Annotated in this window: 24 protein-coding genes; 17 read left to right on the forward strand and 7 right to left on the reverse strand. The window is 62.1% G+C overall.

Translation table 11 applies throughout. From position 1 onward, the window contains the following. Window positions 1-29 precede the first annotated feature (29 nt). The 10 genes from C1M53_RS22580 to C1M53_RS22625 all read left to right on the forward strand — a co-directional run bounded on the left by C1M53_RS22580 (window position 30) and on the right by C1M53_RS22625 (window position 10,820). Window positions 30-1,547, forward strand: a complete 1,518-nt coding sequence (locus C1M53_RS22580; RefSeq protein WP_129414273.1) for an aldehyde dehydrogenase (NADP(+)) — start codon at window positions 30-32, stop codon at window positions 1,545-1,547. A gap of 149 nt (window positions 1,548-1,696) precedes the next feature. After that, window positions 1,697-2,503, forward strand: a complete 807-nt coding sequence (locus C1M53_RS22585; protein ID WP_129414274.1) for a transporter substrate-binding domain-containing protein — start codon at window positions 1,697-1,699, stop codon at window positions 2,501-2,503. Between the two features lie 68 nt (window positions 2,504-2,571). After that, a complete protein-coding gene (locus tag C1M53_RS22590) occupies window positions 2,572-3,237 on the forward strand; it encodes an amino acid ABC transporter permease (protein WP_129414275.1) in 666 nt (221 codons plus the stop codon). 12 nt (window positions 3,238-3,249) lie between these two features. Then, on the forward strand, window positions 3,250-3,903 hold the full coding sequence (locus C1M53_RS22595) for an amino acid ABC transporter permease (RefSeq protein ID WP_129414276.1): 654 nt from the start codon (window positions 3,250-3,252) through the stop codon (window positions 3,901-3,903). Further along, a complete protein-coding gene (locus C1M53_RS22600; RefSeq protein ID WP_129414277.1) occupies window positions 3,896-4,618 on the forward strand; it encodes an amino acid ABC transporter ATP-binding protein in 723 nt (240 codons plus the stop codon). Before C1M53_RS22595 ends, C1M53_RS22600 begins: the two co-directional genes overlap by 8 nt. Window positions 4,619-4,625: 7 nt before the next feature. Further along, window positions 4,626-5,870, forward strand: a complete 1,245-nt coding sequence (locus C1M53_RS22605; protein ID WP_129414278.1) for an FAD-binding oxidoreductase — start codon at window positions 4,626-4,628, stop codon at window positions 5,868-5,870. A gap of 13 nt (window positions 5,871-5,883) precedes the next feature. Then, window positions 5,884-6,885 carry a 4-hydroxyproline epimerase gene (locus C1M53_RS22610; protein WP_129414279.1) on the forward strand — a complete coding sequence of 334 codons (1,002 nt, stop codon included), beginning with the start codon at window positions 5,884-5,886 and terminating at the stop codon, window positions 6,883-6,885. After that, window positions 6,882-8,573, forward strand: a complete 1,692-nt coding sequence (locus C1M53_RS22615; RefSeq protein ID WP_129414280.1) for an aconitase X — start codon at window positions 6,882-6,884, stop codon at window positions 8,571-8,573. Before C1M53_RS22610 ends, C1M53_RS22615 begins: the two co-directional genes overlap by 4 nt. 10 nt (window positions 8,574-8,583) lie before the next feature. Then, complete coding sequence (locus tag C1M53_RS22620; protein WP_129414281.1) at window positions 8,584-9,615, forward strand: proline racemase family protein; 1,032 nt, start codon at window positions 8,584-8,586, stop codon at window positions 9,613-9,615. A 62-nt stretch (window positions 9,616-9,677) separates the two neighbouring features. Further along, window positions 9,678-10,820 (forward strand): Xaa-Pro peptidase family protein, encoded by a 1,143-nt coding sequence (locus tag C1M53_RS22625; RefSeq protein WP_129414282.1) that lies wholly within the window; start codon window positions 9,678-9,680, stop codon window positions 10,818-10,820. A gap of 133 nt (window positions 10,821-10,953) precedes the next feature. Here C1M53_RS22625 and dgoD read toward each other — a convergent pair whose 3' ends face one another. Further along, window positions 10,954-12,102, reverse strand: coding sequence for a galactonate dehydratase (gene dgoD, locus C1M53_RS22630; RefSeq protein ID WP_129414283.1), 1,149 nt, complete (start codon window positions 12,100-12,102; stop codon window positions 10,954-10,956). Next, on the reverse strand, window positions 12,099-12,797 hold the full coding sequence (locus C1M53_RS22635; protein WP_245488640.1) for a FadR/GntR family transcriptional regulator: 699 nt from the start codon (window positions 12,795-12,797) through the stop codon (window positions 12,099-12,101). Before C1M53_RS22635 ends, dgoD begins: the two co-directional genes overlap by 4 nt. 250 nt (window positions 12,798-13,047) lie before the next feature. Between C1M53_RS22635 and C1M53_RS22640 the strand changes: the two genes are divergently transcribed. The 4 genes from C1M53_RS22640 (at window position 13,048) to C1M53_RS22655 (ending at window position 17,370) form a co-directional block, all read left to right on the forward strand. Further along, window positions 13,048-14,031 carry an arabinose ABC transporter substrate-binding protein gene (locus tag C1M53_RS22640; protein WP_129414284.1) on the forward strand — a complete coding sequence of 328 codons (984 nt, stop codon included), beginning with the start codon at window positions 13,048-13,050 and terminating at the stop codon, window positions 14,029-14,031. Window positions 14,032-14,092: 61 nt separating this feature from the next. Beyond that, the gene (gene araG / locus C1M53_RS22645) at window positions 14,093-15,604 is read left to right on the forward strand and encodes an L-arabinose ABC transporter ATP-binding protein AraG (protein WP_129414285.1); all 1,512 of its coding nucleotides are present in this window, start codon (window positions 14,093-14,095) and stop codon (window positions 15,602-15,604) included. A 10-nt stretch (window positions 15,605-15,614) separates the two neighbouring features. Beyond that, entirely contained in the window at window positions 15,615-16,565 is a 951-nt protein-coding gene (gene araH, locus C1M53_RS22650; protein ID WP_129414286.1) for an L-arabinose ABC transporter permease AraH, read from the forward strand. Window positions 16,566-16,590: 25 nt separating this feature from the next. Next, window positions 16,591-17,370: an SDR family oxidoreductase gene (locus tag C1M53_RS22655; RefSeq protein ID WP_129414287.1), complete on the forward strand. Its 780-nt coding sequence runs from the start codon at window positions 16,591-16,593 to the stop codon at window positions 17,368-17,370. A 97-nt stretch (window positions 17,371-17,467) separates the two neighbouring features. On the opposite strand, the gene C1M53_RS22660 is transcribed toward C1M53_RS22655, so the two are convergent. Beyond that, the gene (locus C1M53_RS22660) at window positions 17,468-17,872 is read right to left on the reverse strand and encodes a DUF3011 domain-containing protein (RefSeq protein ID WP_165358213.1); all 405 of its coding nucleotides are present in this window, start codon (window positions 17,870-17,872) and stop codon (window positions 17,468-17,470) included. Between the two features lie 226 nt (window positions 17,873-18,098). Here C1M53_RS22660 and C1M53_RS32550 point away from each other — a divergent pair, with 226 nt between their 5' ends. The 3 genes from C1M53_RS32550 (at window position 18,099) to C1M53_RS22670 (ending at window position 22,476) form a co-directional block, all read left to right on the forward strand. Continuing rightward, a complete protein-coding gene (locus C1M53_RS32550) occupies window positions 18,099-20,336 on the forward strand; it encodes an AsmA family protein (RefSeq protein WP_348630005.1) in 2,238 nt (745 codons plus the stop codon). Continuing rightward, window positions 20,333-21,907, forward strand: coding sequence for an AsmA-like C-terminal region-containing protein (locus C1M53_RS32555; RefSeq protein WP_348630006.1), 1,575 nt, complete (start codon window positions 20,333-20,335; stop codon window positions 21,905-21,907). Before C1M53_RS32550 ends, C1M53_RS32555 begins: the two co-directional genes overlap by 4 nt. Window positions 21,908-21,969: 62 nt before the next feature. Further along, on the forward strand, window positions 21,970-22,476 hold the full coding sequence (locus C1M53_RS22670; protein ID WP_129414289.1) for a GNAT family N-acetyltransferase: 507 nt from the start codon (window positions 21,970-21,972) through the stop codon (window positions 22,474-22,476). A gap of 27 nt (window positions 22,477-22,503) precedes the next feature. Here the strand turns inward: C1M53_RS22670 and C1M53_RS22675 are convergent, their stop codons facing one another. From C1M53_RS22675 to C1M53_RS22690, 4 genes are all read right to left on the reverse strand, one after another. Next, window positions 22,504-22,737 carry a ribbon-helix-helix domain-containing protein gene (locus C1M53_RS22675; protein WP_129414290.1) on the reverse strand — a complete coding sequence of 78 codons (234 nt, stop codon included), beginning with the start codon at window positions 22,735-22,737 and terminating at the stop codon, window positions 22,504-22,506. A 6-nt stretch (window positions 22,738-22,743) separates the two neighbouring features. Beyond that, on the reverse strand, window positions 22,744-22,950 hold the full coding sequence (locus C1M53_RS22680; RefSeq protein ID WP_129414291.1) for a DUF4169 family protein: 207 nt from the start codon (window positions 22,948-22,950) through the stop codon (window positions 22,744-22,746). A gap of 11 nt (window positions 22,951-22,961) precedes the next feature. Further along, window positions 22,962-23,495 carry an SspB family protein gene (locus C1M53_RS22685; protein WP_129414292.1) on the reverse strand — a complete coding sequence of 178 codons (534 nt, stop codon included), beginning with the start codon at window positions 23,493-23,495 and terminating at the stop codon, window positions 22,962-22,964. Between the two features lie 135 nt (window positions 23,496-23,630). Beyond that, window positions 23,631-24,311, reverse strand: coding sequence for a TetR/AcrR family transcriptional regulator (locus C1M53_RS22690; RefSeq protein WP_129414293.1), 681 nt, complete (start codon window positions 24,309-24,311; stop codon window positions 23,631-23,633). Window positions 24,312-24,335: the final 24 nt, after the last annotated feature.

The raw sequence follows: 24,335 nt of genomic DNA on the forward strand, positions 1-24,335 counted from the left end.
TCCCTGCAAATCCAGCACAGGAGCCTCACATGGCCTTCACTCCAAAGGGAAAACACCTCGTTGCTGGCGCATGGCTCGACGGTGCGGGCACCTTTGAAAGTGCTCCGGCGCATGGCCCTGCGCACGCCTTTGCCGTCGGGACGGTGGATCTGGTCAACCGCGCCTGTGAAGCGGCAGAGGATGCCTTCTGGAGCTACGCCAATTCGTCGCGCGCAGCGCGGGCTGCCTTTCTGCGCGCCATTGCGGACGAGATCGAGGCACGCGCCGAGGCGATTACTGAAATCGGCAGCCAGGAGACCGGCTTGCCTGAAGCGCGGCTTCAAGGGGAGCGTGGCCGCACGACGGGGCAGCTTCGGCTGTTCGCCGACCATATCGAAAAGGGTGACTATCTCGATCGTCGCATCGATCCGGCCATGCCGGAACGCCAGCCTGCACCCCGACCGGAGATCAGGTTGATCCAGCGTCCGGTCGGGCCGGTCGCCGTCTTCGGCGCCTCCAACTTCCCGCTGGCCTTTTCAACAGCAGGCGGTGACACGGCAGCTGCCCTGGCGGCAGGCTGCCCGGTCGTGGTGAAGGGCCATTCGGCGCATCCCGGCACTGGGGAGATCATCGCCCTGGCCATCGAAGCAGCGATCGCCAAGACCGGGGTGCATCCTGGGGTCTTTTCGTTGATACAGGGCGGCAACCGTCAGGTCGGCGAGGCGCTTGTGCAGCATCCGCTGATCAAGGCCGTGGGCTTCACCGGCTCGCTTGCCGGGGGGCGGGCGCTCTTCAACCTTTGCGCGGCCCGTCCGGAGCCGATCCCGTTTTTCGGCGAACTCGGCTCGGTCAACCCGATGCTGTTGCTGCCGGAGGCGCTGAAGGCGCGCGCCGAGGCGCTGGGGCAGGGCTGGGCCGGCTCGCTGACGCTGGGAGCCGGGCAGTTCTGCACCAATCCCGGCATTGCCGTCGTGGTCGATGGCGCCGATGCCGATCGTTTCATCGGGGCCACGACCGAGGCGCTTGGCAAGGTTGGTGCGCAGACCATGCTGACGGACGGCATCGCAAAGGCCTATCGCGACGGGCAGGCGCGCTTTGCCCAGCGCAATTCGGTCAAACCTTTGCTCGTGACGGAGCCTTCGGGCCGCGCCGCCACTCCCAATCTGTTTGAGACGACCGGGGCGCAGTTCCTGTCCGATCATGCGCTGGGCGAAGAGGTTTTCGGCCCGCTCGGCCTGGTGGTGAAGGTCGGGTCGCTGGACGAGATGCAGACAATCGCCCGCGGGTTCGAAGGGCAGCTGACCACGACCATCCACATGGATGAAGGAGACACCGAGGCCGCGCGCCGCCTGATGCCTGTCCTCGAACGCAAGGCGGGGCGCGTTCTGGTCAACGGCTTTCCGACCGGCGTCGAGGTGGTCGATGCCCAGGTGCATGGCGGACCTTACCCGGCCTCGACCAATTTCGGTGCGACCAGCGTCGGCACCTTGTCTATCCGCCGCTTCCTGCGTCCGGTTGCCTATCAGAATGTCCCGGAAGCTCTGTTGCCCGAGAGTTTCGCCGGTTGAGGAGCTGGAAGGGTGTTCGCGGGCAGGTAGAATTATTAAAATCGTATAATCACTGCATACAATTTGTATTTTGTGATTGATTTGTCCGCGACGACGCGAAATAGTGCGCGCGGTCAACCGACCGGCAACACTCAGGGAGAGAGTAGAACATGAAGATCTCGGTCCTCGCCTTCGGGCTCATGGCCGCAACCGCGCTGGGCGGTCAGGCATACGCCGACAAGCTCGACGACATCATCGCTTCCGGCACTTTGCGCTGCGCCGTTGTGCTCGACTTCCCGCCCATGGGAGCGCGCGATGCGAGCAACAATCCGATCGGCTTCGACGTCGACTACTGCAACGATCTCGCCAAGGCGCTCGGTGTGACGGCCGAGATCGTGGAGACGCCTTTCCCGGAGCGCATTCCGGCTCTGATGTCCGGCCGCGTCGACGTCGGCGTCGCTTCGACCTCCGACACGCTCGAGCGCGCCAAGACCGTGGGCATGACCATTCCTTATTTCGCCTTCGAAATGGCCGTCACCGCCAATGACAAGTCAGGGATCAAATCGTTCGAAGACATGAAGGGCAAGACGGTCGGTGCCACTGCCGGTACGTTCGAAGCGATCGCGCTCGAGAAGTCGGTCAAGGAATGGGGCGCCGGCGAATTCCGCCCCTACCAGACCCAGGCCGATGTTTTCCTGGCACTGAGCCAGGGCCAGATCGACGCAACGGTCTCCACTTCCACGGTTGCGCAGGCCAACGTGAAGACGGGCAAGTTCCCGGGCATTTCGGTGGTCGGCAAGGCGCCTTATGACATCGACTATGTCGCGCTTTTCACCAATCGCGAGGAATACGGCCTGATCAACTACCTGAACCTGTTCATCAACCAGCAGGTCCGTACCGGCCGTTATGCTGAGCTGTACAAGAAGTGGGTTGGCGGCGATCTGCCGTCGCTGTCGGTGAACGGCGTCTACCGCTGATCTGACCGTTTCAAAGGCGGCGCGAGGCAACTCTCGCGCCGCCGATCCCTTCGAAAGGCGAAGCGGCGATGTTCAGCTACACCTTCCACTGGAACCAGGCGTTCAGGGCATTGCCGCAAATGCTCGACGGTGCGCTGGTCACCCTGGAAATTGCGCTTCTGTCGATGGCGATCGGGCTTGCGCTGGCCATCGCGCTCACCGTCTTCCGGCTCGCGGACAACCGTATCCTTTCCGGGATCGCCACCGCCTGGGTGGAAGTGGCGCGCAACACGCCGGCACTGTTCCAGATCTACATGGCGCATTTCGGCCTCGGCAATTTCGGTATCCACCTCAGTCCTTTCACGGCGCTTCTCGCCGGCATCGCTTTCAACAATGCCGGTTACCTGGCCGAGAATTTCCGCGGTGCGCTCAAGGCCATTCCCGATACGCAGGCACGCGCTGGCCGCTCGCTGGGGATGAGCCCGCTGCAGGCTTTCCGCTACATCGTGCTGCCACAGATGCTGCGCGTTGCCTTTCTGCCAGCCACCAACCAGATGGTCTGGGCGATCCTGATGACGTCGCTCGGCGTGACCGTCGGCATGAGCTCCGATCTCGCTGGTGTGACGCAGGAACTCAACGCCCGTTCGTTCCGCACCTTCGAATTCTTCGCGCTTGCAGCGGTGATCTACTACCTCATCGCCAAGGCGGTCACGCTGGCTGCTCGCCTGCTTGCCGCGCGCTTGTTCCGGTATTGAGGCGGGGTCGGAATGTTCAGCACAGCTCTCACCTGGAGTGATCTCGCTTTCCTGGCCCAGGGCGCCGGCATGACGCTTGCTGTGACGGCGGTTTCGGTCGCCGCCGGCACTGTGCTCGGCATCCTGTTTGGCGTCATCCGTTTCCAGTTCGGACCTTACTGGTCGGCGCCGCTCACCTTTGCGCTGGATATTTTCCGGTCGGTACCGCTGCTCATCCAGCTGGTGCTGGGCAACGCCTTGCAGTCGATCGCGAAACTGGGCTGGCCGCCCTTCACCACGTCTTGCGTGGTGCTGTCACTCTATACCGCAGCCTACTGCACCGAGATCGTTCGCGGCGGGATCGACGCAGTGCCGGTCAACACGCGGCGCGCGGCGCGCTCGCTCGGCATGACCTGGTGGCAGGACATGCGCTACATCGTGGCGCCGCTCGCCACGCGTGTATCGTTGCCGTCGTGGATCGGCCTGACGCTCGGCGTCATGAAGGATTCCGCGCTCGTGCTCTGGCTCGGTCTCATCGAACTGCTGCGCGCCTCGCAGATCCTTGTCACCCGCCTGCAGGAGCCGCTGTTCATCCTGCTCCTGTGCGGCGCCATCTATTTCGTCATCAGCCTGCCCATTGCGCGGTTCGGCAGGTATCTCGAAGAACGCTGGTCACCCAATGATTGAGATCGAAAACGTCCATAAATCCTTCGGCACGCTGGAGGTTCTGAAAGGCATCGACCTGACTGTCCGCAAAGGTGAGGTCGTCACCGTCATCGGCGGCTCCGGTTCAGGCAAGTCGACGCTGCTCACCTGCATCAACGGGCTCGAGACGATTGCGTCGGGCAGGGTGGTCATCGATGGCACCGATGTCCACGCCAAGAGCACCGACCTCAACAAGCTCCGGCAAAAAGTGGGCATCGTCTTCCAGCAATGGAATGCGTTCCCGCACCTGACAGTGCTGGAAAACGTCATGCTGGCGCCGCGGAAGGTGCTTGGCCTGTCGAAGGAAAAGGCAGAGGAAATCGCGGTGAAGCAGTTGACCCATGTCGGTCTCGCCGAGAAGCTTTCGGTCTACCCGAACCGTATGTCGGGCGGCCAGCAGCAGCGTATGGCGATTGCACGTGCGCTCGCCATGTCTCCCACATATATGCTGTTCGACGAAGTGACTTCCGCACTCGATCCCATGCTGGTGGGCGAGGTACTGGATACGCTCAGGATGCTCGCTTCCGAAGGCATGACGATGATTTGCGTGACCCATGAGATGAAGTTCGCCCGCGAAGTCTCCGATCGCGTCGCCTTCTTCCATCAAGGCATCATGGCTGAAATCGCGCCGCCGGAGCAGCTCTTCGACGCGCCGCAGCATGCCGAAACAAAGAAGTTCCTTGCGGCAACGCATTGAGAGCAAAATGGAAAAGCAGGTCGACGTCATCGTCATCGGGGCAGGGGTCGTCGGGCTCTCGGCGGCGATCGCCGCTCAGGGGCGCGGGCTGAATGTCACGGTGCTGGACCGCGAGGGACCGGCCGCCGGTGCGTCCGCAGGCAATGCAGGCGCATTCGCCTTCACGGACATCCTGCCACTTGCCTCACCTGGCATCCTGAAGAAAGCACCGAAATGGCTGCTTGATCCGCTCGGGCCGTTGTCGGTGCCGCCGGCCTACGCCGTGCAGATCGCGCCCTGGATGTTTCGCTTCTGGCGCGCCTGTTCGCCCAGGCGTGTGGCTCACTCCACCACGGCCCAGACCGCGCTGATGGACCTGTCCAAGGCCGAGCTTGAGCCTTTCCTGAAGCAGACAGGCACGCTGCCCATGCTGCGCAAGGAAGGCAATCTCCAGGTCTATGAGGGCGAGGCGGAGTTCAAGGCTTCGCTGCCAGGCTGGGCTGCGCGGGAACAACATGGCATCGAGTTCCTCCACCTTAGCAAGGTCGAGATCGAGGAGGTCCAGCCTGGCCTGGCGCCACGCTTCACCCACGGCACTTTCACACCCGGCTGGTATTCCATCGCCGATCCCCGGCTGTATACGCTTGCGCTTGCCGAGCACTTCCGCAACGCGGGCGGCACCATCGAGCGCGTCGAAGTCGCCGCACTGCGTCCGGCTGAGGACGCCGTCGAGGTCGTTGCCGCGGATGGCGGCATGCGCCGAGCCCGCAAGGTCGTGCTTTCTGCTGGCGCGTTTTCGCACCGCATCGCCGCCACCGTCGGCGAGATCATCCCGCTCGAAACCGAACGCGGCTACAACACCACTCTGCCGCAGGACGCCTTCGACCTGCGCACGCAGGTGACTTTCGGCGGTCACGGTTTCGTCGTCACCCGCCTGTCCACAGGCATTCGTGTCGGCGGAGCGGTGGAGCTCGGCGGTCTGAAACTGCCGCCGAATTTCCGCCGCTCCGAAGCCATGCTGAAGAAGGCACAGGCGTTTCTGCCCGGCCTCAAGCCGCGTGGTGGGGTGCAATGGATGGGCTTTCGGCCATCCTTGCCGGACAGCTTGCCAGCGATCGGCACCGCCAGGGCAACGCCGCATATCATTCACGCCTTCGGTCACGGCCATCTCGGCTTGACGCAGTCGGCGGGGACGGCGCGTATCGTTGCTGATCTCTTGACCGGGCAACGGCCCGCCATCGACACTACATCCTTCTCGCCGCAACGCTTTTGACCAAGGTCCAGCCATGGCAACCCATACCTTCTCCTGTATCGACGGACACACCTGCGGAAATCCGGTTCGCCTCGTTTCGGGCGGCGGGCCGCGCCTTGAAGGCGCGAACATGCTGGAAAAGCGTGCGCACTTCCTGCGCGAGTTCGACTGGATCCGCACCGGGCTGATGTTCGAGCCGCGCGGGCACGACATGATGTCGGGCTCGATCCTTTATCCGCCGACGCGGCCCGACTGCGACGTTGCGGTGCTGTTCATTGAAACGTCCGGCTGCCTGCCGATGTGTGGCCACGGCACGATCGGCACCATCACTATGGGCATCGAGAACGGCCTGATCACGCCGCGCGAACCGGGCAAGCTTTCCATCGATGCGCCTGCCGGAAAGGTCGACATCACCTATCGCCAGGAAGGCCGTTTCGTGGAGGAGGTCCGCCTCACCAACGTTCCTGGCTTCCTCTACGCCGAGGGTCTGACGGCTGAGGTCGAAGGGTTGGGCGAAATCGTTGTCGACGTCGCCTATGGCGGCAATTTCTACGCCATCGTCGAACCGCAGAAGAATTTCCGCGACATGGCCGACCACACCGCCGGCGAGCTTGTCGGCTGGTCGCCAAAGCTGCGCGCCGCACTCAATGCGAAATACGAATTCGTCCATCCGCTGCATCCGGAGATCAAGGGCCTCAGCCACATCCAGTGGACCGGCAAGCCCACCCAGGATGGCGCACATGCGCGCAACGCCGTGTTCTATGGCGAGAAGGCGATCGACCGTTCGCCCTGCGGCACCGGCACTTCCGCCCGCATGGCGCAGCTTGCCGCCAAGGGCAAGCTGAAGGTCGGCGACGAGTTCGTGCATGAATCGATCATCGGTTCGCTGTTCAACGGCCGGGTCGAAGCGGCCACGAAGGTCGCGGATCGTGATGCGATCATTCCTTCGATCGCAGGCTGGGCACGCATGACCGGCATCAACACCATTTTCATCGACGACCGGGATCCTTTCGCGCACGGGTTCGTCGTCAAGTGAACGAGCGCGCTCTCGCCCGGTCGGTCCTTGGCGGTGCAGCGCAAGGGGCCGTCATCGCGACACAGGAAGCCCTGAGTTTTTGGGGTGGCGTCGACCCAACTACGGCGTGTGTGATCGACGTTCACCATCCGCTGCACGGAGTTTGCCTGACCGGCGCTATCCTGATGATGCCGTCGAGCCGGGGTTCCTGCACCGGATCTGGCGTGTTGCTGGATCTCGTGCTGAACGGGCGCGCGCCGGCAGCGCTCATCTTTTCGGAAGCCGAGGATGTGCTGACCCTCGGGGCGCTGATCGCTTCGGAACTGTTCGGCAAGTCGCTGCCGGTGCTGCGACTGGCGCCGCAGGCCTTTGCCGCGCTGGCGAGCGCCAAGGCCGCGCGGATAAGCGATACAGCCATCGACGCTGACGGTTTGAGCCTGTCGGTGAGCCCGCCGGCCAACGGCGCGCTCGAGCTTGCCGATGCGGATCGCGCCATGCTCGGGGGGCAGGGTGGCATTGCCGTCCAACAGGCAATGCGCATCATCTGCGCCATGGCTGTCCAGCAAGGCGCGCGCAGCCTGGTGGACGTGACGCAGGCGCATATCGACGGCTGTATCTATGCCAGTCCCGCCAACCTGACCTTCGCCGAGAAGATGGCGGAGCTTGGTGCGCGGGTTCGGGTTCCAACGACGATGAATGCCATCTCGGTGGATCGCGCCAACTGGCAGACCCAGGGCGTCGCCCACGATTTCGGCGATCCCGCAGCACGGCTTGCCGATGCTTATGTGCGCATGGGCTGCAGGCCGACATTCACCTGTTCGCCTTATCTGCTCGACAGCGCGCCGAAGAGTGGCGAGGCCGTCGCGTGGGCGGAGTCCAATGCGGTGATCTTCGCCAATTCCGTGCTCGGTGCCCGCACCGCAAAGCATCCCGATTTCCTCGATCTGTGCATCGCCCTGACCGGTCGTGCCCCGCTTTCCGGCGTCTATCTCGACGAACACCGCAAGGCGCGACGTATCATCGACGTGGAGGTCCCAAGTGGCGTCGATGATGCGTTCTGGCCGCTGGTCGGCTATCTCGCCGGCCACGCCGCACCGGACCGCATTCCGCTGCTGCGCGGGCTTGGCACGGCCAGACCCTCGCGCGACGATCTCAAGGCGCTCTGTGCGGCATTCGGCACGACCTCAGCGGCGCCAATGCTGCATGTCGAAGGGGTGACACCCGAAGCTGACGGCGCCAGCGCAGCCGACGCCGACCATGCCGTCATCACACGTGCCGACCTCGCCGCAGCGTGGAAAAATCTCAATGCGGGACCGGAAGAGGTCGAACTCGTCGCCATCGGCAGTCCACATGCATCGCTTGAGGAATGCCGCGCGTTGGCGGCCGTGCTCGATGGGCGCACACGCCATCCGGATGCGGCGGTCATCGTTACCGCCGGCAACGCGGTCATCGCCGATGCCCGCACCGATGGCACGCTGGCGCGGCTTGAACAAAGCGGCGTGCAGGTGGTGCCGGACCTTTGCTGGTGTTCGATTTCAGAGCCCGTGTTCCCGACGCGCACGCGCGCCGTGATGACCAATTCCGGCAAATACGCCCATTACGGACCTGGCCTGTCCGGCCGTGCCGTACGTCTCGGCAGCCTTGCCGATTGCGTGACCGCGGCACTTACCGGGCGCGTGCCTGAGCGCCTGCCCGCCTGGCTTTCCTGAGGAGTTTCTGATGCGTAGCACGAAAACCATCCACGTGATTTCGGCGCATGCCGAAGGCGAGGTGGGCGATGTCATCGTCGGCGGGGTCACACCGCCGCCCGGCGACACCATCTGGGAGCAGAGCCGCTGGATCGCCCGCGATAACATCTTGCGCAATTTTGTGCTGAACGAGCCGCGCGGCGGCGTGTTCCGGCACGTCAATCTGCTGGTGCCGCCGAAACATCCCGAGGCGGATGCGGCTTTCATCATCATGGAACCGGAAGACACGCCGCCCATGTCGGGCTCCAACTCGATCTGCGTTTCGACCGTGCTTTTGGACAGCGGCATCCTGCCGATGCGGGAGCCGGTGACCGAGATCACGCTGGAGGCGCCAGGTGGCCTAGTGCGTGTGCGGGCGGAGTGCCGAAATGGCAAGGCCGAGCGCATCTTCGTGCGCAACCTGCCGAGTTTTGCCGACCGCCTGGATGCCAAGCTCGAGGTTGAGGGGCTCGGCACGCTCACCGTCGACACTGCCTATGGTGGCGACTCGTTCGTCATCGTCGATGCGGCGGCGATGGGCTTTGCCCTCAAGCCGGACGAAACGCTCGATATCGCGCGGCTCGGCGTGCGCATCACCAACGCGGCCAACGCCGCTCTCGGTTTTAACCATCCGGAAAATCCGGCCTGGAAACACTTCTCGTTCTGCCTGTTCGCGGGTGCCGTCGAGCGCACGGCTGAAGGTTTGCGCGCCGGTGCCGCGGTGGCGATCCAGCCCGGCAAGGTTGACCGCTCTCCGACCGGGACTGCCTTGTCGGCGCGTATGGCCGTGCTGCATGCGCGCGGACAGATGGGGCTGGAAGATCGTTTGACTGCCGTTTCGGTCATCGGTTCGACCTTTACGGGCCGCATCGTCGGTACCACGACCGTGGGTGGGCGTCCGGCGGTGTTGCCGGAAATCTCGGGCCGCGCCTGGATCACCGGCACGCATCAGCACATGCTCGATCCCGACGATCCATGGCCTGAAGGCTACAGGCTCGCTGACACCTGGCCGAAGAAGGGCTAGCGGGTACCATGTGCCCCGTCCGCGACGCGGCCATGATTACCTCACACCAGGAGCCAGCCGACATGTCTCTCGCCGTCCGCCCTGCCTCGATCTCCGACACCGAACGGCTTGAGCGCCTGCGGAAGTTGCGGGAGCAAATGGATATCAACCGCGTATCGGCTGTCCTGCTCGGAGCCAGCGAAAGCCTTCGCTATTTCACCGGTCTTGTCTGGCACCAGAGCGAGCGATTGCTTGGTGCGCTGGTGACGCCGACCGCGCTCATCTACATCGTTCCAGCCTTCGAGCGCAGCCGGGTCGAAACACTGCCGCATCTGGCTGGAGACATCGCGACCTGGGACGAAGAGGAAAGCCCGGCTGCACTGGTTGCTTCGCTTGCCGGGATCAAGGGGCACATCGTGCTCGACGATGCCTTGCCGCTCTTCATCTATCATGCCCTGGCCAGAAGCCTGGGCGTCGAACGCCTTGTCGATGGAGCGCATTTGATACGCCAACTGCGGCTTTACAAATCGGCGTCGGAAATCGAGCTGATAAAATATGCCATGGGATTGACGCTTGAGGTGCACAAGCGGGCTCATGCAATCATGAAGCCGGGAATCCGTGCCTCCGAGGTCGCCCGCTATATCGATGAACAGCACAAGACACTGGGCGCCACCGGCGGTTCCACGTTCTGCATTGTTTCATTCGGCCCAGCCACTTCGCTTCCCCATGGCGCCGATGGTGACCAGATCCTCGAGAAGGGCCAGGCGATCCTCGTCGATACGGGGGCGCGTATCGACGGCTACCATTCCGACCTGACCCGCAGCTATGTGATCGACGAACCCGAGCCCCTTTATTCGCGTATGTGGCAAGCCGAACGCGAGGCACAGCAGGCGGTATTCGAGGCCGCTCAGCTTGGCACGCCCTGCTACCGTCTCGACGACGCGGCGCGGGCAGTGCTGTCGCGCCACGGCCTCGGCCCGGATTACCGGCTGCCTGGTCTTCCTCATAGGGCCGGGCACGGTCTGGGGCTTGAGATCCACGAGGAGCCCTACATCGTTCGTGGCAACGAAACACCGCTTCGTTCAGGCATGTGTTTTTCCAACGAGCCCATGATCGTTGTGCCCGAGCGCTTTGGAATCCGGCTGGAGGACCATATCCACATGACCGAGGACGGGCCTCGATGGTTTACGAGGCCTGCGAAAAGTCCGACCGAGCCGTTCGGGTGAGAGACCCTTAGAGGCTGCCAATGCAGCGAATTACGTGAGCCGGTACAGCCTGTGAAGCGCGCCAGGAGGTAACTTGGTTCAAGAGCTCACGGTCTTCGGGAAACGAAATCTCACCCTGCCTTCTTGCGGTGCATCACCATTCGGCGAACGAGCCGTCCTGGTGGCGCCATATCGGGTTGTGCCAGTCGTGTCCTTCTTTCGCCCGTTCGATGACGTAGGCTTCATCGACATTGACGCCGAGACCAGGTCCGTCGGGAATTGCAACGAAGCCGTCTTCATAGCGGAAGACATCCTTGTTCACGGCATAGTCGAGCAGGTCATTGGAGGCGTTGTAGTGAATGCCCAGGCTCTGCTCCTGGATAAAGGCGTTGTAGCTGACAGCGTCGAGTTGCAGACAAGCCGCCAGAGCGATCGGGCCCAGCGGGCAGTGAGGCGCCACAGCCACATCGTAGGCCTCCGCCATGGCGGCGATCTTGCGGCACTCCGTGATGCCGCCGGCATGCGAGAGATCAGGCTGGATTATGTCGACAACGCCTTCCTCGAAGACCGACTTGAAGTCCCAGCGGCTGTAGAGACGCTCGCCGAGCGCGATCGGCGTGGAGCCGAGTGCGGCGATCTCCCTCAGCGCTTCACGATGTTCCGACAGCACAGGTTCCTCGATGAACATGAGCCGGTAAGGCTCGAGCTCTTTCACCAGGACCCGGGCCATCGGTCGATGGACCCTGCCATGGAAATCGACGGCAATTCCGATGTTTGGCCCGACCGCCTCGCGAACCCTGGCGACACGTTCTACCGCAGCGTCGATCTTGTCATGGCTGTCGACAATCTGCAGCTCTTCGGTGCCGTTCATCTTCAAGGCCATGAAACCGTTGGCGACGACGTCTCTTGCCCCCTGAGCCACCTCGTCGGGGCGGTCGCCACCGATCCATGAATACACCTTGATCCGGTCGCGCAGCTTGCCGCCCAGCAGCTCATGGATCGGTACACCCAGCGCCTTGCCCTTGATGTCCCACAACGCCTGGTCGATGCCCGCGATCGCGCTCATCATGATCGATCCGCCACGATAGAAACCGCCGCGATGCATGACCGTCCAGTGATCTTCGATCAGACGCGGATCCTTGCCGACGAGGTAGTCGCCCAACTCCTTCACGGCTGCTTCGACCGTACGAGCCTTGCCCTCGACGATGGGTTCACCCCAACCGGTCACGCCGGCATCCGTCTCGATCTTCAGGAACAGCCAGCGCGGCGGAACGATATAAGTGGTGAGCGATGTGATCTTCATGGCTGTCCGTCTCTTCCACGTTGCTTCGCACTGGCCAGATCCCTGGCCGCCAGATCGAGAATGCGGTCCGCTGCCCGCCGAGCGGCCTCACCGTCGCGTATGCGAAGGGCTTCAACCACTTCCCGGTGGGCATGGACGGCTTCGGTGCGCCGGTCGCTCGAGATGGTCGCAGTTGTCTCCAGCGCAAAGGTGAGGGCGGCGTCGATCATGCCGCCGATCTGGCGGAAAACCGGGTTGTGGCATGCGCCATACAGGATCCGATGGAATAGGATGTCGGACTGGGCGAACCTGATCAGATCATCGCCGGCATCGGCCATGCCTTGCCATGCCGCTTCGAGATCGGCGATTTCGCGCAGCGTGGCTCGCGTCGCGGCAAGGCAGGCAACGAGTGGCTCGATGGCACGGCGGGTTTCCAGGATAGCATCAAAGAGGGTGTCATCCAGGGCATGCGGGGCGTGCCAGGCGAGCACTTGCGGGTCGATGATGTTCCAGTTGTCGGCCTCGCACACCACCGTGCCGATCCGCGGACGCGTGACGACAAGGCCCTTGGCTGCAAGGACCTTCAGCGCCTCACGAATGACGGTCCGGCTGACACCATATTCGACACCAAGGTCGTTCTCGGTCGGCAGCGTTCCGCCCGGTATGTAGCGACCCGAGAAGATGCCCGACGCAATTGCGGCCGTGATGTCCATCATTACCCGCGGCCTGGCCTTTGCCTGCCTCTGGCTCTCGCCATCAATGCCGTCCACCCGTGTCTCCTCCAAAGGCGTGTGATCGATCATAGCCGACCATTTGCTGATCTCGGCCATACCTTCCAGGGGCCGGGAATGCCAACGGGAATGACGTAGCTTATTTATCATACCAGAGCAATTGACTGGTATGATAAAAAGAATTATTGCGAATTGGTCTCCGGATCGAAGGTCCGGTCATCGTTGGGAGGTATCGATGAGATTCTTGAAGACCGCGCTTCTTGCGGGCGCGCTGGCCGTCACGGCCATGGTTTCTGCCTACGCACAGGAAACCAAGATCGGCTTTATCGTGAAGCAGCCGGAGGAGCCCTGGTTCCAGGACGAGTGGAAGTTTGCGGACCAGGCTGCCAAGGAAAAAGGCTTCACCCTTGTCAAGATTGGCGCCGAAGACGGCGAGAAGCTGATGTCGGCGATCGACAATCTTGGCGCGCAGGGCGTTCAAGGCTTCATCGTCTGCACGCCGGACGTCAAGCTGGGGCCTGGCATTGTCGCCAAGGCCGAGGCCAACAGTCTCAAGCTCATGACGGTTGATGATCGGCTTGTGAGTGCTGACGGCAAGCCGATCGAATCCGTTCCGCACATGGGCATTTCCGCGACCAAGATCGGCGAAGCCGTGGGGCAGGCGATCGTTGACGAAATGAAGGCGCGTGGCTGGAAGCCGGAAGAGGTTGGGGCGATCCGCGTCTCCTATGACCAGTTGCCCACGGCCGTCGATCGTGTCGAGGGTGCGATTTCCGTGCTCAAGGCGAACGGTTTCAAAGCCGAGAACATCTTTGATGCTCCTCAGGCCAAAACCGACACCGAGACTGCGCTCAATGCCGCGACCGTCGTGCTCAACGCTCATGCCGGCGTCAAGAAATGGGTTGCCTTCGGGTTGAATGACGAGGCGGTTCTCGGTGCGGTTCGTGCGTCCGAAAGCGTTGGCATTGCGCCGGCAAACATGATCGGCGTCGGTATCGGCGGTGCGGATTCGGCAATCAACGAGTTCAAGAAGCCGGCCGCCACGGGCTTTGTGGGCACGGTGATCATTTCACCGAAGCGCCATGGCTATGAAACCGCGCTCAACATGTATGACTGGGTCGCCAACAACAAGGAGCCCGAAAAGCTCATCCTGACTTCGGGGGCGCTTGCCAAGCGCGATACGTACGAAGCGGTCCGCAAGGATCTCGGAATCGAGTGATCTTTCCAAGTCTGCGGGCGGCACGAAGAATGCCGCCCGCAGGGCAGACGGGGTCAGGCCGATGGCATTTCTTGAATTCTCTCACATCACCAAAACCTATCCCGGTGTGACGGCACTGGCCGACGTGTCGTTCGATGTCGCGAAAGGTGCGGTGCACGGGCTGATGGGCGAGAACGGAGCCGGCAAATCGACGTTGATCAAGATCCTGTCAGGGGATCTGCAGGCCAACGAAGGAAAGATCACCATCGACGGCGTGTCGCAAACCTACGCTTCGGCCAAAGGTGCCTATGAAGCCGGCGTCGTGGTCATTCACCAAGAATTGCAACTCGTTCCTGAACTGACCGTAGCCGAAAACCTTGTTCTTGGCCGCTTCCCCGCCAATGCCGGTATCATTTCGCGCCGCAGGATGTTCGAGGATGTCGCAACCAGGCTGAAGCGTGCAGGCATCGATATCGACCCGGCCCGCAAGATCAAGACGCTTTCCATCGGCGAACGGCAGATGGTCGAAATCGCCAAAGCGGTGATGCTCGACGCGCGGGTCATCGCGCTGGACGAGCCAACCTCGTCCTTGTCTTCGCGCGAAAGCGAAATCCTGTTCGCGTTGATCGAGCGACTGCGTTCCGAGGGCAAGATAATTCTCTACGTATCCCATCGCCTCGACGAGGTGTTCAGGCTCTGCGACAGCCTCACCGTCTTGCGGGATGGCAAGCTTGCAGCCCACCACGCTTCGCTCGAGGGCGTCACCCGCGATCAGGTTGTCGCCGAGATGGTTGGTCGCGAAATTTCGGACATCTGGGGCTACCGCGCGCGCAAGGCCGGACAGACAAGGCTTGCTGTCGATGGGCTTAGCGGCGACCAACTGCTGCAACCGGCCTCGTTTGAAGCGCGTGCTGGCGAGATCCTCGGCTTTTTCGGTTTGATCGGGGCAGGGCGCTCCGAACTGATGCGGCTGGTTTACGGCGCCGACCGGCGTCTCGGCGGCTCGATCAGCATCGACGGCGACAAAGTCAGCGCGCGCGACCCGCATGGCTCCATCCGTGCCGGCATCGTGCTGTGCTCGGAAGACCGCAAGCACGACGGTATCGTCCAGGGACGCTCGATCGAGGAAAATATCAACATCTCCTCGCGTCGACACCACACCCGGTTTGGCGTACTCAACCGCGCGCGTGAAATCGAAACGGCAGAGACCTTCATCAAGAAGCTGCGCGTTCGCACACCATCACGCAAGCAGGACATCGCCAATCTTTCCGGTGGCAATCAGCAGAAGGTCATCCTGGGGCGCTGGTTGTCGGAGCAGGGGGTACGCGTGCTGATCGTGGATGAGCCGACGCGTGGCATCGATGTCGGTGCGAAGTCGGAAATCTACGAGCTGCTTTACGATCTGGCGGATGCGGGCATGGCGATCATCATTGTCTCGTCGGAACTGCCCGAAGTCATGGGTATCTGCGATCGTATCCTCGTGATGTGCGGCGGCCGCATCAGCGCTGAACTCGACCGTAGTCAGTTCGCCGAAAAGGCGATCCTGGCAGCAGCTTTGCCTGACAAGAAAACTCCCGACGCGATCGCATCCTGAGAGCAATGGCATGACCAATCAACTGAAAAGACTGCTGCTCGGCGAACAAGGCCTCGTCGTCATCTTTGTGCTCGCCTTCGCACTGGTATCGCTGCTCGTCCCGAACTTCCTGACCGAGCGCAACATGCTGGGGCTCTTCCAATCCGTGGTCACGGTCGGCATCGTCGCCTGCACCATGATGCTATGCCTGTCAGCGCGTGATTTTGACCTCTCGGTCGGGTCCACGGTGGCGTTTGCCGGCATGGTCGCCGTCATGGTGTCCAATGCAACGGGCTCGATTGCTGCAGGCTTGTTGGCGGCGCTCGCCTGTGGCGCAGCGGTCGGGTTCATCAACGGCTTCGTCATTGCCAAATTTCATATCAACGCCCTGATAACAACGCTGGCCACCATGCAGATCGTGCGCGGCCTGGCGCTGATCGCATCGGATGGCAGGGCTGTCGGCATCAACGATCCGAACTTCTACCAGCTGGCTCTGTCCAAGCTGTTCGGTATCCCGACGCCGATCTGGGTTCTGGTGGTGCTGTTTGCCATTTTCGGCTTCGTGCTGAACCGGACCGTGTTCGGCAAGAACACGTTGGCGATCGGCGGCAATCCCGAGGCTTCACGCCTTGCCGGAGTGAATGTCGACCGGACCCGCATCTGGATATTCGCGCTTCAGGGCATGGTCTGCGGCATTGCGGGCGTGTTGCTTGCTTCGCGGATCACCTCCGGTCAACCCAATGCGGCGGTTGGCCTCGAGCTGTCCGTCATATCCGCCTGCGTGCTGGGCGGTGTGTCGCTGGCCGGAGGCAGGGCGACGATGTCGGGCGTCATTGTCGGCGTGATGATCATGGGCATCGCGGAGAATGCGATGAACCTGCTGAACATCCCGGCCTTCTACCAGTATATCGTACGCGGCATCATCCTGCTGCTCGCCGTGCTGCTCGACAATCTGAGATCGTCAGCACTCGGGCGGCGCTGACGGTTACCCCCGATCGGAGCCCCACATGACTGAGCGACTGCTTGGAAAACGTATTCTGATCACGGGTGCCGCCCAGGGTATCGGGCTTGCGATTGCCCGCGCCTGTCTGGCGGAGGGAGCACGGCTGTTCCTGCTGGATCAGGACGGCGGGCTTCTCCAGAAAAGTGTCAGCGATCTGGGTGCGCCGACCGGCATGGTCGCATCGGCAGGGGTGGACATCACCGACGCGGACGGGGTCCAAGCAGCTGTGCAGGATGCGGCGAACCGGATCGGCCCACTCAACGCGCTCATCAACAATGCCGGTGTGAATGTGTTTCACAGGCCGTTGGAGACAAGCGAAGCGGAATGGTACCGGGCGCTCGACGTCAACGTCAAAGGCGCATGGAATTGCTGCAAGGCGGTGTTACCCGGCTTGATTGAACAGGGCGGCGGAGCGATCCTCAACATCGCATCAACGCACAGTTTCACCATCATTCCAGGCACGTTTCCCTATCCGGTGGCGAAACATGCCTTGCTTGGCCTGACGAAGTCGCTGGCGCTCGAATATGCCAGTCAGGGTATCCGGGTGAATGCGCTGGCTCCCGGATACGTGGAGACGCAAAAGGCAACAGACTATTGGAACAGCTTCGAGAATCCCCTGGCAGCCCGAGCTGCTACCATGGAACTGCATCCAGGCAAGCGGATCGCCTCGGTCGCGGAAATCGCTCACGCCGCCGTCTTCATGATCTCCGACGAGTGCCCCTTCATGAATGCTGCGACGCTGGTCGTCGACGGCGGACTGAGCCAGCTTCAGCATCCTGCGTAGCAATGCTGGCAGACCCTTGTCGGCCAACCAGTCGAAACAAGCAGATGACAGCGCATAAAGCCGACAGGACTACTCTGTCGGCTTTATGCAATCTCGATCAGCAGTCGCCGTTGAAGAAGCAGTCGTCGTCACGACGCTCGCGGTAGCGACGGTCATAGTAAGGGTCGTAGCGACGCGGTTCGACAACCGGAGGTCCGAACGGGTCATCGGAGTAACGACGTACCACCCGACGGCCCGGCGAACCTTCGCCGAACACAGCGCGGCAGCCACCGTCAACCCAGATCGTACCTGAGCCGCGATCATAACCCCAGGTGCGGTTGCGGATGCAGGGACTGTCCGATTTCTGTCGCACGATGACGGCGGAACGGAAATCGGCTCGGCATTCATTGTACTGATCACCGTCGGACGAGCACGTGACCGTGCGTCCGGCATTGGCCGGCAAGGTGGAAACCCCCATAAGGGCTGCAAAACCAATCAGGGAAGCGGCAGCTATCTTGATCACGGTGCGATCTCTTTTTCCGTATGTGCTCATTTTATAAAATGTCCTAGGCCGTACAAGGTGGCGCAGGGTAATGACGAGGCGATTATCCCAATCGGATTCTGGCATTTTTCGAACAGCGGAATTCACGAATGCACCGCCAAATGTAACGGATTGCGAGATGCCACTTTATCAACGCAGTATTGCCGCTACATTGCGGGCACATTTCAATCCAATGGTTTCGGGGTAAATGCTCGCCCGCCTGTTTGTGATTTTCGGTGGCCTTTTCGTGCTGGCGCTGCTTGCGGCGCTGGTGGTGCCGCCATTTGTCGACTGGACGGGCTATCGGGCCGATTTCGAGCGCGAGGCGAGCACCATTCTCGGCCGCAAGGTGACGGTAAAAGGTAGCGCAACGGCGCGACTTTTGCCATTTCCATCCGTAACGTTCACCGACGTTTCGGTGGCTGGCAGTGCAGGTGGGGAACCTGCGATGACCGTCGAGACTTTCTCGATGGATGCCGAACTCGCGCCGTTCCTGCGTGGCGAAGTGCTGATTTTCGACATGCGCCTGGTGAGGCCGAAAGCGATTATCAGCGTCGCAGCGGACGGTAAGGTGGACTGGACGGCGAGGCCGTCTTCGCCCTTCGACCCCGCCCAGGTGGCGATCGAGAAACTGACGGTGACCGATGGAGCGGTGGAACTGCGCCAGGAAGCAAGCGGGCGCGTCACCACGGTATCGGACATCAACGCTACTGTGTCGGCGAAATCTCTGGCCGGCCCATGGCGCGCCGAAGGCGCGTTGAAGGCCGACGGGGTTGCGACGCGTCTTTCGCTGACGACCGGCAAAGCCGACGGCGCCGGCAGGATCGCACTTCGGATCAAGGCCGATCCGGACGGCTATCCGTTGTCAGTTGAAGCCGACGGCAATGCCGGCGTCGAGAACGGAAGGGCGCTTTATTCCGGCCAGTTCAAGCTTGTGGGTGACAATAGTGCCCAGCTTGCCGCCGCAAAGCCGGATGGTGGATCGGCGGAGGCCGGTGCCAAAGCGCCTCCCACCTATCGGGTAAGCGGCAAGTTCCAACTCGACCATAGCAAACTCGCAGTCGAAGAATTTCGCCTGGAGACCGGACCGCTCGACAACCCCTACACCGCTGACGGCAAGGCTTCGGTCGATCTTGGCGCTGATCCGCGCTTCGCAATCGAGGCGAGTGGCGCACAAATCCAGTTCGAGGAAACGCCCGGCAAGGAGGGGACAGCTGCATTGCCGCAGCGCATAGCGGCGCTCGAGCGTGTGCTTCTGGCTTTGCCAAGACCGGTGATGCCCGGCTCCGTCGAAGTAAAATTGCCGGCGATGGTGGCTGGCGACACAACCATCCGCGACGTTGTGGTTTCCGCCGAACCTGTCGCAGGCGGATGGGCGGTGAAATCCCTGGCGGCGCTTTTGCCCGGACGCACCACACTGGAGGCCAACGGACGGCTTGGCGTTGACGGAGAGGTGCGTTTCACCGGTTCGCTTCTGCTTGCGGTGGCCCAGCCTTCCGGTTTCGCGGCGTGGTTGTCGCAGGATGTCGATGAAGCCGTTCGGCGCCTCCCGACCGCGGGGTTCAGCGCAAAAGTCGATCTGACCGACGCGCGGCAGAAATTCGACGATCTCGAACTGGTGCTGGGAAAGGCAAGTTTTCACGGCAGTCTCGATGCCACCCAGCCTGCGGAAGGCAAACCGGCCGTGGTGACGAGATTGGAAGGGGGAGCGCTTGATGTCGAAGGGTTGACAGCCTTTGCCGCGCTTTTCGTTTCGGACAAAGGGGTGAACCGTTTCGCGGACGCCGATCTCGACGCTGCGATCAAGGCGGGCCCGGTCGATGCCTGGGGTTTTTCGGCTGAGAAGCTCGATACGGCTTTGCGACTGCGGGCCGGCATGCTGGAGATCGACAAGCTGTCGGTCGGCGGGCTGGCGGGGGCGTCGATCAGCGCCACTGGCCGTATGAAGGATTTTCCGAAAGGACCGACCGGCAGTCTGGACGCTTCGCTGCTGGCATCCGACCTTGCACCGTTGATCGATGCCGCAGCCAAACGCTTTCCCGACAGTCGGCTGCTCACGGTGCTTTCCGAGCGTGGCAAGGCCTATCCGGGTCTGTATCGGGATACACGCCTCGATGTGGTGATGAGTGCTGCGGACAATGGGGATGGCACCACCGGGCTGGCGCTTTCCGGCAAGGGAACAAGCGGCGGTTCCGCGCTGTCGGTTTCACTGTCGGCGCATGGACAGCCAGGCGAGATGGCAAAGGCGCCATTCTCGCTGACTTTCGATGCCAAGAACCCTGATGCCGCCGCGCTTCTCGCCTTGTATGGTCTGCCAGCGCTGCCGCTTGGCATGGTCGGCGAGGCGACGACCGACATCACCGCCAGAGGACGCTTGCCGAGGGAGTCGCGACAGCCTTCAATCTCTGGGGCCCCGATCTGCGTGCGCGCTTCGACGGTACGTTGACCGACACGCCACAAGGACTGGCGGCCAAGGGCAAGGTGGCGCTCGACACGGCTGATATCGAACCCTGGCTGATGACGACGGGCGTTGCACTGCCCGGCATGGGGTTCGGCGCTCCCGTGGCGCTTGCCGCCGAAGCCGACTATCGCAACGGGCGGGTCGCTGTTTCCGGCCTTAAGGGAAGTGCAGCCGGCACCGCCTTGTCCGGCGATGTGGCTGCAGAATTCGATGCTGCCAAACCGCATCTGAGTGGACAGCTGGCACTGGACACGCTCGATCTCCATCCGCTGGCGGCAATGCTGTTTGGCAATGATGCACTGTCTGGCGACGGCACGAACTGGCCGAAGACGCCTTTTGCCTCCAGGCCGATGCTGCAGATGACCGCCGATCTCGAACTGGCGGTGGTGAAACTGCTGGCCGGTCCGCTGATAACGGCAGACGACGCGATGTTGTCGCTGAAACTTGCCGATGACGGGCTGGGCATCTCGAAGCTGAAGGCGAGGGTGTTCGGTGGCGAAATCACCGGTCTGTTCGATTTGAAGAACAACGATGGCACCGGGTTGCTGAGCGGCCAGGCGACGCTAGCGGGTTCGGACCTCTCCAGGCTCCTGCCCGCATCGGGCCTTTCGGGTGCAGGTACATTTACAGCGAGTGCGACCACGAGCGGCAAGTCCATCGATGCGATGGTGTCTTCGCTTGCCGGTTCAGGTACGGCTTCGCTGAAAGGCATAACGGTTGCCAATCTCAATGCCGACGCGCTGCCGGCGCTGCTTGCGAAGGCCGATGGCATTGGTCGGGACATCGATGCACCGCGCACGGCAGCTTTCGCCCCGGGCATCGCCGGGCAGGGCTCCTTCGTCGCGCGCGACGCCGACATAGCCTTCACATTGGCCGCCGGTGTGCTGCGCGCGCCGCCGATGAGTTTCGAGACGCCGACGTCTTCCTTGTCGGCGGAGATGTCCGCCGATCTTGCGGCAGGCACAGTCGCGGCCCGGGGCACGGTCACCTACAAGGCCGGCAACGAGGCTTTGATCGGCTCGGATCCGGCATTGAACTATAGTGTCGATGGCCCGATCGAGGCACCGATACGCAGCTTCGACAGCGCGCCGCTGGCGCAGTTCCTCACCCAGCGCGCATTGGAGAAAGAACAGCGGCGGGTGGAGGCCATGCAGGCCGTATTGCTGGAAAAGCAACGACTGCGGCGCGAGGCCCGCTACTATGCCGATCTGCAGGAGCAGCGGGATCGTGCGGAGGAAGAAAAGCGCCGCATCGAGGACGAGAAACGCAAGGCTGAGGAAGAGGCGCGGCTGAAGGCGGAAAACGAAGCCAGGGCTGCCGCGGAAGCGAAGGCCAAAGTCGAAGCCGCAGAGAAGGCGCGGGCTGAAAAGGCTGCTGCGGACGCTGCCGAAGCAGAGCGGCGCAAGGCCGAAGCAGCAATCCGCGCGGCACAGGAGGAAAGGACAAAGCTGGATGCCGAGCGCCAGACAACCGTTCCGGCCCAAACCGCCCCAAGCGCTCCGGCGGGCAAACTCCAGCCGTTTTCGATCCAGGATTTCCTGAAAACGTTGCAATAGGTGTGTTGCACAGTCAAACCTTGACGGTTTGACGCGGATCCATGTGCTTGGAGGAACCGGGCATGAACATGAGCGCTGCAACGGTGCGATTGGCCGGCAAGGACGATGTCGCTGCCTTCAAAAACATAAGGCTGGAGGCACTGCGGCTGGAGCCGGCTGCCTTTGCCAGCCGGCTCGGGGATTGGGAGGCGCTGCCGGACGAAGAATGGCTGCGGCGGATAACGAGTGGCACGGTCCTCATCGCATTTCGAAACGGTGAACCGGTCGGTCTGATGGGCCTGTTGCGCGAGCAGTCGGCAAAATCGCATCATCGTGCCACGGTGGTCATGGTCTACGTACGGGCAAGCGAGCGTGGTACCGGGACGGCCAGGGCTTTGCTGGAGGCGTTGACGAGACTCGCGCGTGATGCCGGTATCCTGCAACTGGAACTGACTGTCAGCATCGACAAGCCGGCGGCACGACGCTTCTACGCACGCGAAGGCTTTGTCGAAATCGGCCGCCTGCCTGCCGGATTGATCGACGAGGGCCGCGAGATCGATGAAGTGATGATGGCCAAACGCATCGGCTGATGAAGCTGTGCGGCTCCGAAGATCGCTCTACCGAGCGATTTCGCCCGAACCCCGCTTCAGCCAATCCAGGACGTAAAGCCGCAGTGCCGATGACAGATTGGCTTCGCGCGGGCGCTGTTCGTCGATCTCGGCCACCAGTGCCGCGAGGGTGAGCCCGCGGTTTTCAGCGATTGCAGCGAGCTCTTCGGAGAATGGCTTTTCCAGCGAGTAGGACGTGCGATGGCCGCGTATGGTGACGGACCGTTTCTCGACCAGACTCACGCGCGCTCAGTCCTTGTCCTGCGCAGAGGTGTCAGAAGTCGACTCGCGGCGATGTCCTTCAATGAGGCGCTCGGCTTTTTCCGCCAGCAATCTATCTCGCTGCTTTTCATTCTTGCTGCGGCCGTGCAAGACACGATTCTGTTCGGCCGTAGCGGCGCGCTGCTCGCGCACCTTGCCCTTCCTGAACTGGCGGAGATTGACGATCTCGGCCATGAGGTTCCGGATTACTTCTTGCGGAAAGCGTCGAGCGAAACGACTTCGGCACCCTTGCCGGAGGCGGGCTCGTCGGCTGCTGGCTTCTCGGGCTCGGCCGCAGCTTTCTTCTTCGACTCGGATTTCTTTTCGGGAGCAAGTGCGACAGGCTCGACCGCCGGCTTTTCTTCGACCTCATCTGCCGTCTCGGTCCGGACATCGAATTCGAGTTCGAAATTCACCGACGGATCGTAGAAGCCGCGCACTGCAGAGAACGGGATTTCCAGCTTTTCCGGAATGTCGGAGAAGGACAGGCCAACCTCGAAGCCGGCTTCCGTTACCTTCAGATCCCAGTACTGGAACTGGATGACGATGGTCATCTGCTCGGGATAGCGCTCGCGCAGGCGTGATGAAATGCGCACGCCCGGCGCGCCCGTCAGGAAAGTGATGAAGAAGTGATGGTTGCCCGGAAGGCCGGTGCGTGCGACCTCCGCCAGCACCTTGCGCATGACGCCGCGCAAAGCTTCCTGGGCCAGGATGTCGTAGCGAATGTGGTCGTCGGCCATATGCCTGGGCGGTTCCGTTGAATCGTCCGCATAGCTGTAATCAAGCTTGGCGGGCTCGTAAACCGCATATAGACGGCGCCGGCCCAGTGGCCAACACCAAAGCCGTCTTTGGGTGACGCTTTCGCGACTGTGTCGTCAGGCCAGTGCGGCCTCGCGCTGGCGAGACGCCGGTTGGCGAGCACCATAGGCGCGCAGGAAAGCTCGTACGCCATGCGTAGCCGACTGCAGGACTTCTTCCTGGCTTGGTTGAATGCCCATCATGAATTCGATCTGCAGCTCGGCATTGATCAGGCCGACGAAATGACGGGCAGTCACGTCCGGGTCGTCGATGGCGAGATGACCAGCGAAGGCGAGACGCGCAAAACGCGCGGCAAGCGCTGGCAATGTCGTACCAGGACCATTCTCGCGCCATTCGGCGAACAATTCAGGGTAACGTTCGCCCTCGGTCTGGATCAGCTTGCGCAGGAATTTGCCGTCGCGGCTGCAGATGCAGTTGCGGTTCATGCGCACGGCGTAGCCGATCAGATCCGCCTCGAGATCCTTGGGCTGGTCGGGGAAGGTGGCCAGGGTTGCGAAGATGCCGGCATTGCAGCGCTCGGTCAGCTCGCGCACCACTGCGACGAACAACTTTTCCTTATCGCCGTGGTGATTGTAGACGGTCTGGCGCGAAACGCCTGCTTCCGCAGCGATCAGGTCGATATTGGCACCAGCGAAACCTTCGCGGCAGAAAACCGACATGGCAGCATCCACGATCGCAACCCTTTTGGCTTCGTGGCCGCGCGGCGGAAAACTGTCAGCAGCAATCGTCTGGCTCATAAAAATCTATATAGCCGTGATTGA

The sequence above is a fragment of the Mesorhizobium sp. Pch-S genome, from assembly GCF_004136315.1.
In the GTDB taxonomy this organism is placed as follows: Bacteria; Pseudomonadota; Alphaproteobacteria; order Rhizobiales; family Rhizobiaceae; genus Mesorhizobium.